The sequence below is a fragment of the Burkholderia sp. WTPI3 genome (assembly GCF_021483755.1).
GTDB lineage: Bacteria > Pseudomonadota > Gammaproteobacteria > Burkholderiales > Burkholderiaceae > Burkholderia.
Genome location: NZ_JAGIXF010000068.1, coordinates 1 through 19710 on the forward strand (window position 1 = coordinate 1; position 19710 = coordinate 19710).

The 19710-nt window shown below is 67.5% G+C and carries 16 protein-coding genes; 5 read left to right on the forward strand and 11 right to left on the reverse strand.

Annotation, left to right across the window (positions count from 1 at the left end; translation table 11 throughout):
* Window positions 1–2 precede the first annotated feature (2 nt).
* From J7024_RS27865 to J7024_RS27875, 3 genes are read right to left on the reverse strand one after another with little or no spacing between them, the layout of a single operon-like run.
* Complete coding sequence (locus J7024_RS27865; protein WP_199568505.1) at window positions 3–1526, reverse strand: efflux transporter outer membrane subunit; 1524 nt, start codon at window positions 1524–1526, stop codon at window positions 3–5.
* Window positions 1526–4726 carry an efflux RND transporter permease BpeB gene (gene bpeB, locus J7024_RS27870; RefSeq protein WP_124827499.1) on the reverse strand — a complete coding sequence of 1067 codons (3201 nt, stop codon included), beginning with the start codon at window positions 4724–4726 and terminating at the stop codon, window positions 1526–1528. The genes J7024_RS27865 and bpeB overlap by 1 nt, the downstream gene beginning before the upstream one ends.
* A gap of 15 nt (window positions 4727–4741) precedes the next feature.
* Window positions 4742–6013, reverse strand: coding sequence for an efflux RND transporter periplasmic adaptor subunit (locus J7024_RS27875; RefSeq protein ID WP_124827501.1), 1272 nt, complete (start codon window positions 6011–6013; stop codon window positions 4742–4744).
* Between the two features lie 398 nt (window positions 6014–6411).
* On the opposite strand from J7024_RS27875, the gene J7024_RS27880 reads away from it, so the two are divergent.
* Entirely contained in the window at window positions 6412–7053 is a 642-nt protein-coding gene (locus J7024_RS27880; RefSeq protein WP_124827503.1) for a TetR family transcriptional regulator, read from the forward strand.
* A 120-nt stretch (window positions 7054–7173) separates the two neighbouring features.
* On the opposite strand, the gene J7024_RS27885 is transcribed toward J7024_RS27880, so the two are convergent.
* The gene (locus J7024_RS27885) at window positions 7174–7827 is read right to left on the reverse strand and encodes a cysteine hydrolase family protein (protein WP_124827505.1); all 654 of its coding nucleotides are present in this window, start codon (window positions 7825–7827) and stop codon (window positions 7174–7176) included.
* A 152-nt stretch (window positions 7828–7979) separates the two neighbouring features.
* Here J7024_RS27885 and J7024_RS27890 point away from each other — a divergent pair, with 152 nt between their 5' ends.
* Window positions 7980–8975, forward strand: a complete 996-nt coding sequence (locus J7024_RS27890; RefSeq protein WP_124827507.1) for a helix-turn-helix domain-containing protein — start codon at window positions 7980–7982, stop codon at window positions 8973–8975.
* 45 nt (window positions 8976–9020) lie between these two features.
* On the opposite strand, the gene J7024_RS27895 is transcribed toward J7024_RS27890, so the two are convergent.
* The 6 genes from J7024_RS27895 to J7024_RS27920 form a co-directional block, all read right to left on the reverse strand.
* Complete coding sequence (locus J7024_RS27895; RefSeq protein WP_124827509.1) at window positions 9021–9731, reverse strand: CoxG family protein; 711 nt, start codon at window positions 9729–9731, stop codon at window positions 9021–9023.
* Between the two features lie 28 nt (window positions 9732–9759).
* Window positions 9760–10113, reverse strand: coding sequence for a DUF427 domain-containing protein (locus J7024_RS27900; protein ID WP_124827511.1), 354 nt, complete (start codon window positions 10111–10113; stop codon window positions 9760–9762).
* A gap of 134 nt (window positions 10114–10247) precedes the next feature.
* Window positions 10248–10685, reverse strand: a complete 438-nt coding sequence (locus J7024_RS27905; RefSeq protein WP_124827513.1) for a carboxypeptidase-like regulatory domain-containing protein — start codon at window positions 10683–10685, stop codon at window positions 10248–10250.
* A 94-nt stretch (window positions 10686–10779) separates the two neighbouring features.
* On the reverse strand, window positions 10780–12264 hold the full coding sequence (locus J7024_RS27910) for a DegQ family serine endoprotease (RefSeq protein ID WP_124827515.1): 1485 nt from the start codon (window positions 12262–12264) through the stop codon (window positions 10780–10782).
* A 112-nt stretch (window positions 12265–12376) separates the two neighbouring features.
* The gene (locus J7024_RS27915) at window positions 12377–13714 is read right to left on the reverse strand and encodes an ATP-binding protein (RefSeq protein ID WP_175751003.1); all 1338 of its coding nucleotides are present in this window, start codon (window positions 13712–13714) and stop codon (window positions 12377–12379) included.
* Window positions 13715–13717: 3 nt separating this feature from the next.
* Entirely contained in the window at window positions 13718–14380 is a 663-nt protein-coding gene (locus J7024_RS27920; protein WP_124827519.1) for a response regulator, read from the reverse strand.
* A 183-nt stretch (window positions 14381–14563) separates the two neighbouring features.
* On the opposite strand from J7024_RS27920, the gene dacB reads away from it, so the two are divergent.
* The 3 genes from dacB (at window position 14564) to J7024_RS27935 (ending at window position 18592) form a co-directional block, all read left to right on the forward strand.
* Window positions 14564–16099 (forward strand): D-alanyl-D-alanine carboxypeptidase/D-alanyl-D-alanine endopeptidase, encoded by a 1536-nt coding sequence (dacB, locus tag J7024_RS27925; RefSeq protein ID WP_124827521.1) that lies wholly within the window; start codon window positions 14564–14566, stop codon window positions 16097–16099.
* Window positions 16100–16444: 345 nt separating this feature from the next.
* Window positions 16445–17359, forward strand: a complete 915-nt coding sequence (locus tag J7024_RS27930; RefSeq protein ID WP_124827523.1) for a sterol desaturase family protein — start codon at window positions 16445–16447, stop codon at window positions 17357–17359.
* Between the two features lie 96 nt (window positions 17360–17455).
* A complete protein-coding gene (locus J7024_RS27935) occupies window positions 17456–18592 on the forward strand; it encodes an SGNH/GDSL hydrolase family protein (RefSeq protein WP_234745639.1) in 1137 nt (378 codons plus the stop codon).
* An 86-nt stretch (window positions 18593–18678) separates the two neighbouring features.
* Here J7024_RS27935 and J7024_RS27940 read toward each other — a convergent pair whose 3' ends face one another.
* Window positions 18679–19707 (reverse strand): L-threonylcarbamoyladenylate synthase, encoded by a 1029-nt coding sequence (locus J7024_RS27940; RefSeq protein WP_124827527.1) that lies wholly within the window; start codon window positions 19705–19707, stop codon window positions 18679–18681.
* Window positions 19708–19710: the final 3 nt, after the last annotated feature.

Sequence of the window (19710 nt, forward strand, 5' to 3'; positions counted from 1 at the left end):
GCTTACCCGTTCGTCGTCGCTGCCGACGCAGGCGCCGGTGCGGCTGCCTTGTCGTAGTCTTCCGTCTGGTCGGGTGCGCGCGGCGTCTCGCCGGCACGCTGGATCCAGCCGCCGCCCAGTGAACGGTACAGGTTGACCAGGTTGGTCCAGCGGGCCAGACGCGCATTGATCAGCGTCTGCTGCGCGTTGTACAGGTCCGTCTGCGCGGTCAGCACCGACAGGTAGCTGTCGACACCGTTCTTGTAACGCAGGTCCGACAGATCGAAACGTCGCTGCTGCGCGTGCTCGTTGCGCTCGAGCGCCGCGATCTCCTGGTCGTACGTGCCGCGTGCGGCCAGCCCGTCAGCCACGTCGCGGAACGCCGACTGGATCGCCTTCTCGTAGTTGGCGATCTCGATGCGCTTCTGCACGTTCGCGAGGTTCAGGTTCGCGATGTTCTGCCCGCCCTCGAAGATCGGCATCGTGATCTGCGGCGCGAACGACCACACCGCCGTGCCGGCCTTGAAGAGGCCGCCGAGCGTCGGGCTGCCGGTGCCGAACGCGCCCGTCAGCGAAATGCGCGGGAAGAACGCCGCGCGTGCCGCGCCGATGTTCGCGTTCGCGGCCAAGAGCGTCTGCTCGGCCTGCATCACGTCCGGACGACGCATCAGCAGGTCCGACGGCAACCCGGCCGGGATGTCCGTCAGCAGGTTCTGCGCGTCGAGCGGCATGCCCGCCGGCAGGTCGTCCGGCAGCGGCTCGCCGATCAGCAGCACCAGATAGTTCAGCGCCTGCGCACGCGCACGCGCCTGCTGCTGCTGGTTCGCGAGCGCCGTCTCGACGACCGTCTGCGCCTGACGCAGGTCGAGCTCGGAGCCCGTGCCGTTGTCGAACTGCAGCTTCGTCAGGTTGTACGAGTCCTGCGCAGTCTTCAGCGTGTTCTCGGTGACCTTCAGCAGATCGTCGGTCGACAGCAGCGTCAGGTATTGATCGGCCACCTGCGACACCAGAGAGATCTCCTGCGCCTGTCGTGCATATGACGTCGACAGGTATTGCGCGAGCGCCTGGTCCTTCAGGCTCTGCACGCGGCCGAACAGGTCGAGCTCCCACGACGCGGACAGGCCGACGTTGTAGGCGCGCGAGATATACGGCGTACCTATCGTCGACAAGCCCTGCGGCACGCGCTGGATGCTGCCTGTACCGGTACCGTCGAGCGTCGGGAACAGGCCCGCGCGCGTGATCTGGTACTGCGCACGCGCCGCCTCGATGTTCAGCACCGACACGCGCAGGTCGCGGTTGTTTTTCAGCGCGATCTCGATCAGCCGCTGCAGGCGCGGATCGACAAAGAACTCGCGCCAGCCGATCGCGGTCGCAGCTTGCCCGTTCGCGCTGCGTGCACCGGAGGCACCCGGCTGCGTCGCATAGACGCCTTCGGCCGGGTACGCCTGCGCGACGGGCGCGTCGGGCCGCTTGTAATGCGGCGCCATCGTGCAGCCCGTGGCAAAGAGCGCGACCGCGATTGCAGTCAAAGCGTGTTTTTGCATCATCACTGTCCCTTGTTGCCTTCGTCGCCGTTGCCCGGCTTCTCTTCGTGGTGCGAGTGCTCCTGAGCCAGGCGCAGTGCCTCGTCGACGTCTTCCTTCTCGCCACTGAAGATCGAACGAATCTTCACGAAGAACATCGGGATCATGAAGATCGCGAGGAACGTCGCCGTGATCATCCCGCCGATCACGCCGGTACCGATCGCGTGCTGGCTCGCCGAACCCGCGCCGTTGCTGATCGCGAGCGGCAGCACGCCGAGAATGAACGCGAGCGACGTCATCAGGATCGGACGCAGCCGCAGGCGCGCCGCTTCCAGCGCGGCCTCGATCGGCCCCATCTTCTCCGTCATCTGCAGTTCGCGCGCGAACTCGACGATCAGGATCGCGTTCTTCGCAGAGAGGCCCACCGTGGTCAGCAGGCCGACCTGGAAGAACACGTCGTTCTCGAGGCCGCGCATCGTCGCGGCGAGCAGTGCGCCGATCACGCCGAGCGGCACCACCATGATCACCGAGAACGGGATCGACCAGCTTTCATACAGTGCCGCGAGACACAGGAACACGACCAGGATCGAGATCGCGTACAGGATCGGCGCCTGCGAGCCCGACTGGATTTCCTGGAACGACAGTCCGGTCCACGAATAGCCGATACCCACCGGCAGCTTCTTCGCGAGCCCTTCCATCGCGGTCATCGCCTGACCGGTCGACTTGCCCGGCGCGGCCTGGCCCTGGATTTCCATCGCGGACACGCCGTTGTAACGCTCGAGCTTCGGCGAACCGTACGTCCAGTGACCGGTCGCGAACGCGCTGAACGGCACCATCCCGCCCGACCCGTTGCGCACGTACCAGATGTTCATGTCCTCCGGCGTCATCCGGAACGGCGCATCCGACTGCACGTACACCTTCTTGATCCGGCCGTCGGTGTCGAGGAAGTTGTTCACGTACTTCGACGCCCACGCGATCGAGAAGGTCTGGTCGATCGCATCCGCGGTCACGCCCAGCGCGTTCGCCTTCTCGCGATCGATGTCGACCTTGTACTGCGGCGTGTCGTTCAGCCCGTTCGGACGCACGCCCTGCAGCGTCGGATCCTTCGAGGCCATCCCGAGCAGCTGGTTACGTGCGGCCATCAGCGCATCGTGGCCAAGACCGGCGTTGTCCGTCAGCTCGAAGTCGAAGCCGGCGGCGGTACCGAGTTCCGGAATCGACGGCGGGTTGAACGGGATCACGATCGCGTCCTTGTAGCCCGCGTAGCGGCCGAACATCCGGCCGATCAGCGCCTGGACCTTCTCGTTCGCATGCTGACGCTGCGAGAAGTCCTTCAGCTTCACGAACACGAGACCCGAGTTCTGACCGCGGCCGGCGAAGCTGAAGCCGTTGACCGTGAACGTCGATTCGACGATGTTCTTCTCGTCCGTCAGCAGGTAGTTGGAAATGTTCGCGAGCGTCTTCGCGGTCGTTTCCTGCGTCGAACCCGACGGCGTCTGCACGATCACGAACATCAGGCCCTGATCTTCATCGGGCAGGAACGACTTCGGCAGGCGCACGAACAGCAGCCCGACCGCGACGATCACGACCAGATAGATGATGAGCCAGCGGCCCGAGCGCTTGATCACGTGGTGCACGCCGACGTGGTACTTGTCGCGGCTGTTGTTGAACGTGCGGTTGAACCAGCCGAAGAAGCCCTTCTTCTCTTCGTGATGGCCTTGCGGGATCGGCTTGAGGATCGTCGCGCACAGTGCGGGCGTCAGAATCAACGCGACCAGCACCGACAGCACCATCGCCGACACGATCGTCAGCGAGAACTGACGATAGATCGCGCCGACCGAACCGCCGGAGAACGCGACCGGCACGAACACCGCCGACAGCACGAGCGCCACGCCGACGAGCGCACCGGTGATCTGGCCCATCGCCTTGCGGGTCGCCTCCCTCGGTGACAGCCCCTCTTCCGCCATCACGCGCTCGACGTTCTCCACCACCACGATCGCATCGTCCACCAGCAGGCCGATCGCGAGCACGAGGCCGAACATCGACAGCGTGTTGATCGAGAAGCCCACCATCGACATGATCGCGAACGTGCCGAGCAGCACCACCGGCACCGCGATCGTCGGGATGATCGTCGCACGCAGGTTCTGCAGGAACAGATACATCACGAGGAACACGAGCACGATACCTTCGAGCAGCGTCTTGACCACTTCCTCGATCGACAGCTTCACGAACGGCGTCGTGTCGTACGGATACTTCACGACGAGGCCGTGCGGGAAGAACGGTGCGAGCTCGTCGATCTTCGCGCGCACGGCCTTCGCGGTCGCGAGCGCGTTGGCGTTGGTCGCGAGCTGGATACCGAGGCCGGCCGTCGGCTGACCGTTGTACTTCGTGTCGAAGTTGTAGTTTTCACCGCCGAGGCCGATCTGCGCGACGTCCTTCAGGCGAACTTGCGAGCCGTCCTGGTTGACCTTCAGCAGGATGTTGCCGAACTGCTCGGGCGTCTGCAGCAGCGTCGATTCGGTGATCGTCGCCTGCAGCACGGTGCCCGGCTTGGCCGGCGTGCCGCCGATCTGGCCGCCCGCGATCTGCACGTTCTGCGCGGTGATCGCGGTCGTCACGTCGACCGGCGTGAGGCCGTAGTTCGTCAGGCGGTTCGGGTCGAGCCAGATCCGCATCGCGTACTGCGAGCCGAACAGCGTGACAGTGCCGACGCCGTTCAACCGGCTGATCGGATCCTGCACGTGCGACGCCACGAAGTTCGCGAGGTCGTACTTGTTCATGCTGCCGTCTTCGGAGTTGAAGGCGAGCACCAGCAGGAAGCTGCTGCTCGACTTCGTCACCTTGAGGCCGAGCTGCTGCACGACCTGCGGCAGAATCGGCGTCGCGAGCGACAGCTTGTTCTGGACCTGAACCTGTGCGATGTCGGCGTTGGTACCCGGTGCGAACGTCAGCGTGATCGTGGCGTTGCCCGAGTCGTCACTCGTCGACGACATGTACAGGAAGTTGTCGAGACCGCTCATCTGCTGCTCGATCACCTGCGTCACCGTGTCTTCCACCGTCTTCGCGGAAGCGCCCGGGTAGTTCGCGGTGATCTGGATCGATGGCGGCGCGATCGTCGGATACTGCGAGATCGGCAGCGTGAAGATCGCCGCAACCCCGGCCAGCATCAGGATGATGGCGATCACCCACGCGAAGATCGGGCGATCGATAAAAAACTTTGCCATGAAACAGGCTCCCTGTTATTGCGCGCTCGACGCAGCGGCGGCGCTTGCCGCAGCAGCACCCGATGCGGCGGCACCCGAAGCGGCTGCGGCGCCGGATCCGGCGGCTGCCGGCGCGGCGGATGCGGCAGCGTCAGATGCTGCGTCCGGTGCCGACAACTGCGCCGGCACGGCCTTCACGGTCGCACCCGGACGCACCTTGTCGATACCCTGCACGATCACGCGGTCGCCCGCCTCCAGACCGCCTTCGACGATCCAGTTCTGACCCTGCATACCGCTCGTCTTCAACGGATGCGGCTCGACCTTGTTGCTCGCATTCACGACCATCGCGATCGCCTGGCCCTTCTGGTCATGCGTGACGCCGATCTGCGGCACCAGGAACGCGTTCTCGTTCACGCCTTCCTCGATCCGTGCCCGCACGAACATCCCCGGCAGCAGCACGCGGCCCGGGTTCGGGAACACCGCGCGGATGGTCACCGAGCCCGTCGTCTGGTCGACCGTCACATCCGAGAACTGCAGCTTGCCCGCTTCCGGATAGGTCTTGCCGTCTTCCAGGATCAGCGACACCTTCGCCGCGCCCGGGCCGGTGGTCTTCAGGCGGCCGCTCTGCACGTCCTGGCGCAGCTTCAGCCCGTCGAGGCTCGACTGCGTCAGGTCGACGTACACCGGGTCGAGCTGCTGCACCGTCGACATCAGCGTCGCCTGACTCGCCTGCACGTAAGCGCCCGGCGTGACCTGCGAAATGCCGACGCGGCCGGTGATCGGCGACACGACATCCGTATAGCCGAGGTTGATCTGCGCGGTGTCGACCGCGGCCTTGCCGGCCGCGACGTCCGCCGCGGCCTGCCCTTGCGTGGCCACCGCGTTGTCGTAGTCCTGCTTGCTGACCGCGTTCGCGGCAACCAGCACCTTGTAGCGCGCGACCAGCGCGTTCTGCGTGACGAGGTTCGCCTGCGCCTTCGCCAGCGTCGCCTTCGCGCTGTTCAGCGCGGCGATGTACGGGGCCGGATCGATCTTGTAGAGGCGCTGGCCAGCCTTCACGTCGCTGCCTTCGGTGAATTCACGGCGCAGCACGATGCCATCGACCCGCGCGCGGACCTGCGCGACGAGGAATGCGCTGGTGCGGCCCGGCAGTTCGGTGAAGACCGGCACGTTTTGCGGCTGGACGGTGACGACGCCGACTTCCGGCGTTTGCGGCGGCGGTGCCGATTCTTTTTTCCCGCACGCGGCCAGGAAAACGGCAGCCGTCGCGACAGTGAGTAAGCGGTATGGAACCCGTTCGACGCGCATGGAGCGACCTCTGTGTATAACCATTGGAATAAGTGCGGTGCCCGAGCGGAACACCACACGGATGCGCCTCGCGGCGCAGATCGAACACCTGAATTACTGGACTGCTGGATACAGCACGTCGGCACGAAACCTCCATGCCGACGAGATGCCGCGCACTGCGGACTGTTACTTGGGCGGGAATCAGCAGAGTGGGATATTAACTGATTGCCACTTGGGTCATTCGATCGTAGGGTGGTATTGTATATACATTCACGAATGTATGTAAAAAGCCCGCTCGCCCGTCGCCGAACGCGCAGTCTTACGAACTATTACCAGTCGCAAGCATAGCCACTCCACGCGATCGCGACGAGGGTTGCAGACCCTATATTCATCTACGATCGACCCATTCAGGCCTGCACATGGTCAGACGCACCAAGGAGGAGGCACTCGAGACGCGCAACCGCATTCTCGATGCCGCCGAACACGTGTTCTTCGAGAAAGGCGTGTCGCACACGTCGCTCGCGGACATCGCCCATCACGCCGGCGTGACGCGCGGCGCGATCTACTGGCATTTCGCGAACAAGAGCGAACTGTTCGACGCGATGTTCGACCGCGTGTTTCTGCCGATCGACGAATTGAAGACGATGCCGCTCGACGCACCGGGCGGCAATCCTCTCGACAAGATCCGCAAGATCCTGATCTGGTGCCTGCTCGGGGTGCAGCGCGACTCGCAACTGCGGCGCGTGTTCAGCATCCTGTTCATGAAGTGCGAATACGTCGCCGATATGGAACCACTATTGCAGCGCAACCGCGCGGGGATGAGCGAGGCGCTGCACGCGATCGACGCCGATCTCGCGGCCGCCGTGCGACTCAAGCTGCTGCCCGAGCGGCTCGACACGTGGCGCGCGACGCTGATGCTGCACACGCTCGTGAGCGGCTTCGTGCGCGACATGCTGATGCTGCCCGACGAAATCGATGCCGAGCAGCATGCTGAAAAGCTCGTCGACGGCTGCTTCGACATGATGCGCTACAGCCCGGCAATGCTGAAAATGGGCGACTGACGCTCGCCCGCCGACGGCGCGATGCGCGCCGTTTCATCGTCATCGGCGGCCGGTCGTCCCGGCCGTGCACGGGAGGCAGCGCCGCGCCGCCCGATCGATTCCCCCGCCCTCGCGATTTGCTCAGGCCGCTTTCGCGCGTTGCGCGCGAGCCCGCCGGTTCGACGCGGCCACCGAATCGCGCCCTGGCATCGCCGCACCGGCGAGTCCGGCGATCCACGCATCGGTCGACATCACCGCCGCGAAATTCGACTGGAACACCACCGTGTACGCCCGGTGAATCTCCTCGGCGCTCACCGCGCCCGCTTCATTCTCGTAAGGCAACGCACCGGTGGCATCCGCCAGGTACTCGACGTTCAACCCCGCGTGCGCCGCGTGATAGACGGTCGATGCGTTGCAGTTGTGCGTCATGTAGCCGGCGACCGCGAGCGTGTCGACGCGGTGCGCAGCGAGCCACGCGGCGAGGTCGGTGCCGGCAAACGCGCTGGCCTGCGCCTTCATGACCAGGTGCGCGTACGGCCGCCCGGCGACGACCGGGTGCAGCGCGACGCCGTCCGTGCCGGGCGCGAAGATCGTCGCGCCGGCCGGCGCGACGTGCTGGACCACGATCACCGGCACGCCGGCCGCGTGCGCGGCGTCGATCGCGCGGCCGATGTTCGCAAGCGATACGTCGACGGGCGGATACTCGATCGGCAGGTTGCCCGTCACGTATTCGTTCTGGACATCGATCGCGATGAGGGCGCGGCGGGAAGCGGAAAACGACGCGGCATTCGACATGGCTGGCTCCGGGTTCGACGGCGCCGCCCCGCTCCGGAACGGAGCGGCCGGCAGCGCGATGCGATGGATTGTCGGATCGTGCCGCGCACGCGGACAGTGGCCCGATTGCCATTCTTCGATAAAATCGGGCCATCGCCATCCCGGAGCCCGCCATGAGCGCCGTTGCGTCGCCCGTTGCCCCTGCCCCGACCGTTGTCGCCGTGATCGCGTACGACGGCATCAGCCCGTTCCACCTGTCGGTGCCGTCCGTCGTGTTCGGCAAGGAGCGCGATGCGGCCGCGACGCCCGCGTTCGAGTTCCGCGTGTGCTCGGCCGAGCGCGGGCCGCTGTCGACGACTGGCGGCTTCACGATCACCGCGCCGTACGGGCTCGATGCGCTCGACGACGCGGACATCGTGATCGTGCCCGCGTGGCGCGATCCGGACGAAGCGCCGCCCGACGCGATGCTGGACGCGGTGCGTAGAGCCGCCGCGCGCGGCGCGCAGCTCGTCGGCCTGTGCCTCGGCGCGTATGTGCTCGCCGCGGCCGGGCTGCTCGACGGGCGGCCGGCCACGACGCACTGGGCGTGGGCCGACGATTTCGCGCAGCGCTTTCCGCGCGTGAAGCTCGATCCCGACGTGCTGTACGTGGACGACGGCAACCTGATGACGTCGGCCGGCACGGCCGCGGGGCTCGACTGCTGCCTGCACGTCGTGCGCCGCCGCTTCGGCTCGGACGCGGCGAACCAGATTGCCCGCCGCCTCGTGATCCCGCCGCACCGTCAGGGCGGACAGGCGCAATACGTGCCGCAGCCGGTCGCCGCGCATCCGCGCGACGCGCGGCTCGCGGCCCTGCTCGACTGGGTGCGCGCGCATCTGGACGTCGCGCACAGCGTCGATTCGCTCGCCGGCCGCGTGCTGATGAGCCGGCGCACGTTCACGCGCCATTTCCGCCAGGCCACCGGCACGACCGTCACCGCGTGGCTGCAGGCGGAGCGGCTCACGCGCGCGCAGCATCTGCTGGAAACGACCGGGCAATCGATCGATGCGATCGCGCAGGCGGCCGGTTACGGGTCGAGCGTGTCGCTGCGCCAGCATTTCGCCGGCGCGCTCGGCACATCGCCATCGGCCTATCGAAAGGAATTTCGCGGCGCCGACGCGCGACGGTAGCGGCCGCCGCGGCAACCGCCGGCAGCCGGCCATGAGGCGGCGCGCTCAGGCGCCGTTGATCCAGCGCGCCGCATAAAGCAGCAGCGCGACGAACACGATGATCGCCGCCCATATCCACACGGGCAGCGGGCCGGATTCGCGATGATGGAGCGCACTGGTGGCGCGACCGCTCAGCGCGCCGCCCAGGTGCGGCGGCAGCGGACGCTTCGTCGCGGCCATGATCGACGTGGGCCGCAGGAATACGTGCTGGCGACGCTGCGTGCCCGAGCGAGCGCGGTTCGGCACGAGTCCGTGCTTCGCCTGCACGACCGCGCAGAATTCGCGGAAGAAATCGTCGGTCCATTCGCGCAGCGCGTTCTCGATCTGCCGCGCCGGCAATTCGGCGAGCGGCCCGCTCGCGGTCGCCCACACCACGTAGTCGATGCGCGTCGCATCGGCGTCATCGTCGTCCGGCAGCAGCATGAGTTCGACCTGGCCGCGCAGCGCACCGAGGCCGTCGGCCCGCGCCTTGAAGTTGAGCACGCGGCGCGGCCGCCCTTCCGCGTCGCCCTGCTCGCCCGCCGAATGAGCACGCACGTCGTAGCGCGCGCGCAGCGGGCCGAGCGGCACCGTGATCGTCAGCGCGAACTCGCCGTGCGGCAGCTTCACGAACGATTCGCAATGGTCGAAGCTCGCCCGCAGCAGCGCGAGATCCTCGAACGCGTCCCGCACGATCGTCGGCGCGAGTGGTACGCGTAACGTGTCGTTCAGTTCCATGATGCCTCCCCGATGAACGCGTACCGCATCAGGATGTCTCGATGAGACTGTCGATCCGTGCGGTGTCGAAGGCAACGTAGTGCGCAAGCGCGGACGCGGCCTCCAACGGTTCCTCGTAACTCCATGCGGCGTTCTCGATCACGCCGTCTTCGGTCTGCAAATCGAAATGCACGGCCTCGCCCCTCAACGGACAGGTCGTCGTGACGCCCGACTTCACGAGCCGGCGCATGTTGACGTCGTCGCGCGGCAGGTAGTGAATGTCCGGCAAGCCCGCTTCGCGCACCGTCAGCGCACCCTGCGAATCGGCATACGTGATGCCGCGATGGATCACCCGCACGCGATGGCGGTTCGGCACGATTTCGAGGCGAGGGGAATCCGACATCGTTTCTCCTTTGGGCGGCCCGGCGGGCAAGCCGGGCGCTGGAAACGAAAAAGCCACGGCACGCAGCCGTGGCTTTCATTATGGGCGAAACTTCGTCCGATTGCGCGACCCCTGACGGGGCCGCGGCCGACAATTTACTGCGCACTCCACTGGAACGCAGCTTTCGCGCCGCCCTTCGGACCGACCGTGACCGCGCGCGACTCGTCGCTGCCCTGGTACGACGCATGGACGGTGTAGTGCCCCGGCGGCAGCTTCACGAGCATGTACGGCCCGCGTGCGTCCGTCTTCAGCACTTCATTGCTCTTGCCGTCGACGATCCGCACGTGGACGTCGGCCAGATATTCACCGCCCTTGCCGGTAAAGCGCAGCGCAAGCGGCCACGCCGCCTCGTTGCGCTCGAATGCCGTCGATTGATCCTTGCCGATGCCGCCTGACACGTAGCTCACATCGCCCTGCTGGCTTGCGGCGGGCAAGCCGTCCGACTGCGCGTACACGCCGGTCGCGGCGGTTGCGAGGCCCGCGGCCAGCGCCGCGGCGACGGCAAATCGGGACACGTTGCGTAGATATTGCATGGCTCTCTCCTTTTGGGTCGGAACACGGCACCACGGGGTCGAACGACGGCGGCGCCCGCCGGGGCCGGCCAGGCCGGCCCGCAACGGCCACCGGTCAGCTCAGGTCGACCGGCACGAAGATCTGTGCATTATCGCGCTGAATCAACAGAGCAAGACTGTTGCCTGCTCCCTTGACCGCATCGCGCAACTGCTCGGGGCTCGTGACCGGGCGGCCGTTGACCGCGAGGATCACGTCGCCGGGCTGAATGCCCGCGCTGGCAGCCGGACCGCCGGCCTGCTGCACGATCAGCCCGTGCGACAGGTTGTCGGCGCTGCGTTCCTGCGGCGTGAGCGGACGCACCGCGACGCCGAGGCGCCCCTGTTCGACCGGGCTGCCGTCGTTCGACGCCAGCTTCGCGTCGCTCATTGCGCCGAGCGTCACGGTGATCGACTTCTTGGCCTTGTCGCGCCACACCTGCAGGTCGGCCTTCGAGCCGGGCTTCAGGTTTGCGATCTGCGCGGGCAGCGACGTGGAATCGGCAACCGGCGACCCGTTCACCGCCAGGATCACGTCGCCCGGCTGCAGGCCGGCCTTCGCGGCCGGGCCGTTCGGGTCGACCGAACTGACGAGCGCGCCGTCCGGCTTCTGCAGCCCGAACGAGCTCGCGAGCGTCTGGTTAAGGCCCTGCACGGCGACGCCGAGGCGGCCGCGGCTCACGTGGCCCGTCTTCACGAGCTCGTCCTTGACCTTGATCGCCTCATTGATCGGGATCGCGAACGACAGGCCCTGGAAGCCGCCCGTCTGCGAGTAGATCATCGAGTTGATGCCGATCACCTCGCCTTGCAGGTTGAACAGCGGGCCGCCCGAGTTGCCCGGGTTCACCGGCACGTCGGTCTGGATGAACGGCGTGTAGTTCTCGTCGGGCAGCGCGCGCGACTTCGCGCTGATGATGCCGGACGTAACCGTGTTGTCGAAGCCGTACGGCGAACCGATCGCGACGACCCACTGGCCGACCTTGCTCTGCGCCGGATCGCCGATCTTCACGATCGGCAGGCCGCTCGCGTCGATCTTCAGCACCGCGACGTCGGACTGCTTGTCGGAGCCGACGACCTTCGCCTTGTACTCGCGCTTGTCGGTCAGCTTGACCGTCACGACGTTTGCGCCGTCGATCACGTGCGCGTTGGTGAGGATGTACCCGTCGGGGCTGATGATGAAACCCGAGCCGAGGCTCGCGCTCGGCTGGTCGTCCGGCTGCGCGTCGCCGCCCATGCCCGGCACCTGGCCGTAGAAGTGCTTGAAGAACTGGTAGAACGGGTCGCTCGGGTCCATCGGCAACTGCGGCTGCTGCACGCGTCGCGACACCTGCTTCACGACGTGCTTCGCGCTGATGTTCACGACGGCCGGGCCGTAGGTTTCGACCAGTCCGGAGAAATCGGGAATGCCGGTCTTCGCCGCAGCCTCGGCCGGCATCAGCGCGGCCGCCTGCGCGGGCGTGATGATCTGCGGATCGGCACGGCGGGTGCCTGCGACATAGCCGGCGGACAGGGCGGCCGCCACGGCGACCGCGACGGCACCGCGCGCAAGGAATCGGGTATTCATCGTAGGACCTCCTCTTTGTTAGGACGCAGCGTAACGACCCTGACTTAAAAGAGGCTTAATCGGCCTTAAGCGGGGCTTAAGCCGGTCGACGCCGGACCACCGCCGCCGTTCTTCAGACGGATTCGGGCGCCGGCGCGGGGATCTCGGCGTCGCGGAACACGACGCTCACGAGCAGGCCGCCCGCGGCCGCGTCGCCGAGCGACACCGTCGCGCCTTGCTGTGCCGCAACGCGCTTGACGATCGCGAGCCCGAGCCCGCTTCCCGACACGTCGGCGCGCGCCCGCGCCGAGCTGTCGCGGTAGAACCGGTCGAACACGCGCTCGCGCTCGTCGGCCGGGATGCCGGGCCCGCTGTCGCCGATCTGCACACAGGTGCGGCCGGCCGCGTCGCGCAGCAGCGATACGTCGATGCGGCCGCCGTCGGGCGTGTACTTCACCGCATTGTCGAGCAGGTTGCCGAACATCACGCGCAGCGCGCCGATGTCGGCGACGACGGTTGCCGCACGCGTCTCCTCGAAGCCGAGATCGATGTCGTGCCGCTGCGCGAGCGGCGCATGCGCGGCCACGCATTCGGCGAGCAGCGCCTGCAGGTCGACCGGCTCGCGCATCGTGGCGCCGTCGGGTTCGGCGCGCGCCAGCGCGAGCAACTGCTCCGCGAGACGCGTCGCACGTGTGACACCGTCCTGCAGATCGGCGACCGCCTCGCGGCGCGACGCATCGTCCTTCGCACGCGCGACGAGCTGCGCCTGGATCTGCACGGCCGCGAGCGGCGTGCGCAGTTCGTGCGCGGCATCGGCCACGAATGCCTTCTGCGTGTCGAGCGCCGCCGACAGCCGCGCGAGCAGCCCGTTCAGCGCGCGCACGAGCGGCTGCACCTCGAGCGGCAGGCGCGCATCGGGCAATGGATCGAGCGCCTCAGGCCGGCGTGCCTCGACCGCGCGCGTCACGCGCGCGAGCGGCGCGAGCCCGCGCCCGACGATCATCCAGACGGCCGCGCCGAGGAACGGCAGCAGCACGATCAGCGGCCACAGCGTACGCAGCGCGACGTTCGCCGCGAGCCGGTTGCGCACCGACAGCGGCTGCGCGAGCTGCACGACGTTGTCGCCGACGATCGCACCGTACACGCGCCATTCACCGCGATCGGTGCGCTCGGTCGAGAAACCCAGCTCCGCGCGCGGCGCGATCGGCGCGCGCGGATGCGAGAAGTACATCAGCACGCCGTTGCGATTCCAGATCTGGATCACGATGCCTTCGTCGCCGTTGGTGCGCGAGCCGAACACCTGCGAGAACGGCTCGGACGGCAGCGCCGCCGCGATTTCCTGCAGTTGGTAGTCGAACAGCTCGTTCGCCTCGGCGAGCGCCTGCCGATAGATCAGCCAGCCCGCGATGCCCACGCCCGCGACGACGATCGCGAGCAGCCAGATCAGCAATTGATGACGAATCGACCGCACGCGTCAGCTTTCCTTGACGACCATGTAGCCGAGCCCGCGCACGTTGCGGATCAGGTCCGAACCGAGTTTCTTGCGCAGCGCATGAATGTAGACCTCGACCGTGTTGCTGCCGATCTCCTCGCCCCAGCCGTACATCTTCTCCTCGAGCTGGCTTTTCGACAGCACCGCGCCGGGCCGCGCGAGCAGCGCCTCGAGCAGCGCGAACTCGCGCGCGGACAGCGCGACGGGCGCGCCATCGAGCGTCACCTGGTGCGACGCGGGATCCAGCGTGAGCGCGCCGTGGCGGATCAGCGACTCGCTGCGCCCCGCCTGGCGACGGATCAGCGCACGCATCCGCGCGCCGAGCTCGTCGAGATCGAACGGCTTGACGAGGTAATCGTCGGCGCCGGCGTCGAGCCCCTTCACGCGATCGGCGACCGCGTCGCGCGCGGTAACGATCAGCACCGGCAGCGACAGCCCGCGCGCGCGCAGCGTGCGCAGCACGTCGATGCCGTCGCGCCTGGGCAGGCCGAGATCGAGCAGCAGCAGGTCGTACGTCTCGCCGCCGAGCGCGGTGAGCGCCGCGTCGCCGTCCTGCACCCAGTCGACCGCGAAGCCGTCGGAGCGCAGCGCCTTGCGCACGCCCTCCGCGATCATCCGGTCGTCTTCGACAAGCAGAATGCGCATCGGAACAGGAGTCCATGGGACGAGTGAAACATGGCGCCCATTGTAGCGCCGCGAATTGCCGGCGCTCCTTGCAATGCAACAGAAAGGCGGATTGCAAGGGACGTGTGCGGACTTGTCTCTACAATGTGCGCTCCGGCGCCGCGCGCGCCCTGCCCGAGTTTCGTGCTTTTCCCGTATTCGCTCATGCCGATTTCCGATCTTTCCGCCCGGTTCACGCCCCGCGCCCGCCTTTGCCTGCGCACCGCTGCCGTCGTCGCCACCTGCGCGGCCCTTGCCTTCGCACCGTCCGCGCAAGCCCGCAAGAAGTCACATAAGGAAGCGCACAAGAGCGTCGTCGTGTCGCCGGCCGCACGCGCGGCCGGCCTGCCGGCGTCCGTGCTCGTTGCGCTGCAGCGCGCGAAGGTGCCCGCGTCCGCGATGAGCGTCGTCGTCGAGCGGGTCGGCAACCCCGAGCCGCTGATCGCGTGGAATGCGAGCCGGCCGATGATGCCGGCGTCGACGATGAAGCTCGTCACGACCTTCTCCGGCCTGTCGATCCTCGGCCCCGACTTCCGCTGGCGCACCACCGCGTATGCGGACGGCCCGGTCGATCCGGACGGCACGCTGCAGGGCAACCTGTACATCAAGGGCACCGGCGATCCGAAGCTCGTGCCCGAGGAACTGATCGACCTCGTCGACAAGATCCGCAAGGCCGGCATCAAGCGCGTGGCCGGCGGCCTCGTGCTCGACAAGAGCTATTTCGCCGCGTCGACGCGCGACCTGCCGTCGTTCGACGACGACGTGAGCGCGCCGTACAACGTCGGCCCCGATCCGCTGCTATACGCGTTCAAGGCCGTGTCGTTCACGGTCACGCCGGGCGACGACGGCAAGGTGGCCGTCGACGTGCTGCCACCGCTCGCCGACCTGTCGATCGACAACCAGTTGCATGAGGGCAAGGGCTCGTGCGGGGCGGCCGCGGAGGCCGCGCGCCCGACGCTGTCGACCGGCACGGGCGGAATCATGACGGCATCGTTTGCCGGCGACTATCCGCTGCGCTGCGGCGCGCATACGACCAACCTCGCGATCCTCGATCACACGACGTTCTTCGCGCGCGGCTTCCTCGCGCTGTGGCAGCAGGACGGCGGCACGATCGCGGGGCCGGTCAGCGAAGGCAAGGTGCCGGGCAACGCACGTCCGGTCGCCGTGCATCAAAGCCCCGTGCTCGGCAACATCGTCTACGACATCAACAAGTTCAGCAACAACGTGATGGCGCGCAACCTGTTCCTGACGATCGGCGCGGTTGCCGGCAGGCCGCCCGCGACACCGGAACAGTCGAGCCGCGTGGTGCACGCGTTCCTGCAGAAGAACGGCATCGCGATGCCCGACCTCGAGCTCCAGAACGGCTCGGGCCTGTCGCGCGACGAGCACGTGAGCGCGCTGTCGCTCGCCGCGCTGCTGCAGGCCGCGAACGCGAGCCCCGTCGCACAGGCGTTCGTCGATTCGCTGCCGATCGCCGGCATCGACGGCACGATGAAGAACCGCCTGACCAACGCCGGCGTGCTCGGCAACGCGCACATCAAGACCGGTACGCTGCGCGACGTGCGCGCGATTGCGGGCTACGTGGCGGGCACCGACGGCCAGAGCTACATCGTCGTCAGCTTCATCAACGACGATCACGCCGAAGCCGCGCGCGCCGCGCACGACACGCTGCTCGAATGGATCTACGCCGGCGCGCACTGACGCTGCGTCATCGGCTCGCGCCGGCGACGGCGCGGCACCTCACCCCGGGGCCCGGCAGGCAATCTGCCGCCACCCCGTCTCCCGCCGAATCGGCGCGCGCGGTTTGAAACGGCCACCGTCGCCGGTGCGCCGCAGCCCGCGCGCCGGCCCTGCACGAAAAACGGGGCCATACCGCCCGCGCCCGCGCCGCGCGGCTTCCGTAGAAACCCTGTCCTCAGAGGGAACCCTCTACGCTCCCCCCTCGCCTAGCGCGTGGCGATTGCGTAGGCTGTTGGCCTGATCGATATCTACAACGGGCCACGCGCCCGGCCTCACGGCTTGCAGGGGAAAGGAGGAGACACGTCCATGCGATTCGACGTCGAATTGCTTCTGCTCGCGCTGGCGCCCGTCTTCCTGCTCTGCATCGGCTGGGAGGCCTGGCACCTCGCCCGCACACGTGCGCAGGACCATGTCTATGCGTGGCGCGACACGCTGTGCAACGCGGCGCTCGCGCTGATGCACCAGGGCGCCGATAAGCTCGCGTGGCTGTTCGTGATCCCCGTTTATGCGTACTGCTACACGCATTTCCGGCTGTTCACGTGGCACGACGGCTGGCTGTCGTTCGCCGTGCTGTTCGTCGGGCAGGACCTGCTCTACTATGTGTTCCACCGCGCGAGCCATCGCGTGCGCTGGCTGTGGGCCGCGCACGTCGTGCACCACTCGTCCGAGCGAATGAATTTCTCGACCGCGTTCCGGCAGAGCCTGATGTATCCCGTCGCCGGCATGTGGGTGTTCTGGCTGCCGCTGGCGTTCCTCGGCTTTCCGCCGCAGCAGATCGTCGGCGTCGTGCTGATCAATCTCGCGTTCCAGTTCTTCGTGCACACGCAGGCGATCGGCAAGCTCGGCTGGCTCGAATACGTGCTCAACACGCCGTCGATCCATCGTGCGCATCACGCGCGCAATCCGCGCTACATCGACCGCAATTACGCAGGTGTCCTCGTGATCTGGGATCGCCTGTTCGGCAGCTACGTCGAGGAATCGCCCGACGACCCGCCGCAATACGGAATCGTCGAGCCGCTGGGCTCGAACAACCCGCTCGTCGCGACGTTTCACGAGTGGGTGTCGATGGCGGCCGACGCGTTACGCGTCGAAGGATGGCGCAACAAGCTGCGCGCGATTTTCGGCCCGCCCGAATGGGCGAGCGCTTATCATGCGCAAATCGCCGAGGCCGCAAACCACGATCCGCGTACCACGCCGCTTGCGGCCGTGCGCGACCAATAAACCGCTTCAGCCAACGGCCGCCGCGCAGTCTGGACCTGAGCAGGCACGCGGCAGATGCACGACACATCCAGGCCATATCAACGAGGAGATCCATCGATGCAATCACAACAACGCACCCCGTCACACAACCGGCAACGCCTGCTGCGCACTGCGCAGGTCGCGCTCGCGGGCGCCGCGCTCGCATTGCTCGCCGCATGCGGCGGCGGCGACGACAACAACAGCAGCGCATCGAATACGCCGCCGTCCGGCGTGCAGATGCAGATCGTCTCGTTCGGCGACAGCCTGTCGGACGCCGGCACCTACTCGCAGATCAAGCTCGGCTTCGGCGGCGGCCGCTTCACGACCAACCCCGGCCAGGTATGGACGCAGGACGTCGCGCAGTACTACGGCGACACGCTGCAGCCCGCAAACCAGGGCGGCTTCGGCATTCCGCTGCAGGCCACGGGCGGCCTCGGCTATGCACAGGGCGGCTCGCGCGTGACGCTGCAGCCGGGCATCGGCCACGCGGATGCGAGCGTTGCGAACGCGGACTACGCACAGGCGACCACGACGCCGATCGCAGACCAGGTCAAGCAGTACCTGTCGCAGCACGGCAGCTTCAACGTAGGCCAGATCGTGCTGATCAACGGCGGCGCGAACGACATCTTCTATCAGGCGCAAGTCGCGCAGGCGCAAGGCAACACGCAGGCCGCCCAGCTCGCGGCCGCACAGGCGATCGGCCTGGCCGCGCAACAGCTCGCCGCGCTCGTCCAGCAGATCGTCGCGTCCGGCGCGACGCACGTGTTCGTCGCGAACGTGCCGGACATCGGCGGCACGCCGCTCGCGCTGCAGGGCGGCACGCAGGCCGTGTTCACGCAACTGTCGGGGTTGTTCAACCAGACGCTGGTCGGCACGCTGGCCGCGCTGAAGGTCGACACGACGAAGTATGCGGTGGTCGATTCGTTCACGTGGCAAGACGGCATCGCGGCCAACTACCAGGCGAACGGCTTCACCGTGTCGAACACCGACACTGCCTGCAACCTGAAGGCGATGGTCGCGGCGGCGACGCAATACGGCGTCGCGGACGCGAGCGCTTTCGGCTCGTCGCTGTTCTGTTCGCCGCAGACCTACACGACCGCCAACGCGGACCAGACCTACATGTTCGCCGACACGGTCCACCCGACGACGCACCTGCACGCGCTGTTCGCGCAGTACGTCGAGAAGCAGATCGCGGCATCGGGCGTGGGCAAGTAAGCCGCCGGCCGCACGCGCAAACGAAAACGCCCGACCGGTTCGCCGGTCGGGCGTTTTTTGTTCGTGGCCGGTCGAGACCGGCTGCGTCAGTCGCGCGCTTCGAATGCCGCGGCCGCACGGCCGAGGCGATCGTTGACCGCGATCCACTCGACGGTCTCGGGCAGCTTCTCGACGAGAATGCGGGCGACCTGCGCACGGTCGAGCGCACGCAGCATGCCGTACAGATCGCGCGCATAGGCCTGCGGATCTTCCGGCGCCGCGACGAAATGCACGCCGTCGGCCTGCGCCCAATGCCCCGCGCGCGATGCGCGTGCGACCAGCGCGACGCGTTCGCCGTCGGTCTGCGCGGCCGCGAGCAGCGCCTCGAGCGCATCGAACGGCAGCAGCGCAAGCGGCGTGCGCGGCGCGTAATGCGCCTTCAGCGTGCCGGACGCGCGCGGTGCGGTCGCGTCGCTGCCGTCGGGCAGTTGCGGCGCGCGGCCGAGCACGTCGGCAATCTGCTGCGGCGTCACGTGGCCCGGGCGCAGCAGCGCCGGGAAGCCGCGCGACAGATCGAGAATCGTCGACTCGATGCCGACTTCCGATGCACCGCCGTCGAGCACGTGCACCGTGTCGCCGAATTCGTCGCGCACGTGCTGCGCAGTGGTCGGGCTCACATGCCCGAACCGGTTCGCGGACGGCGCGGCCACACCGCCGTGGCCGCCGCGCCGCGCGCTGAACGCGGCCAGCAGCGCCTGCGCGACCGGATGCGACGGGCAGCGCAGCCCGACCGAATCCTGCCCGCCGCTCACGGCGTCCGGAATGCGCGCATGGCGCTTCAGGATCAGCGTCAGCGGACCCGGCCAGAATGCATCAATCAGCGCCTGCGCATCGGCGGGCAGGTCGGCGGCCCAGTAGCCCGGATCGCCGCCGGGCGGCAGATGCACGATCACCGGATGGTTCGCGGGGCGCCCTTTCGCCGCGTAGATGCGCGCGACGGCCTCGGGGTTCGCCGCATCGCCACCGAGCCCGTAGACGGTTTCGGTCGGGAATGCGACGAGTTGCCCAGCGTCGAGCAGCGCGGCGGCCGCGTCGATCTGTGCAGGCGTCACGCCATTCGGGAGATCGATGGACATCGG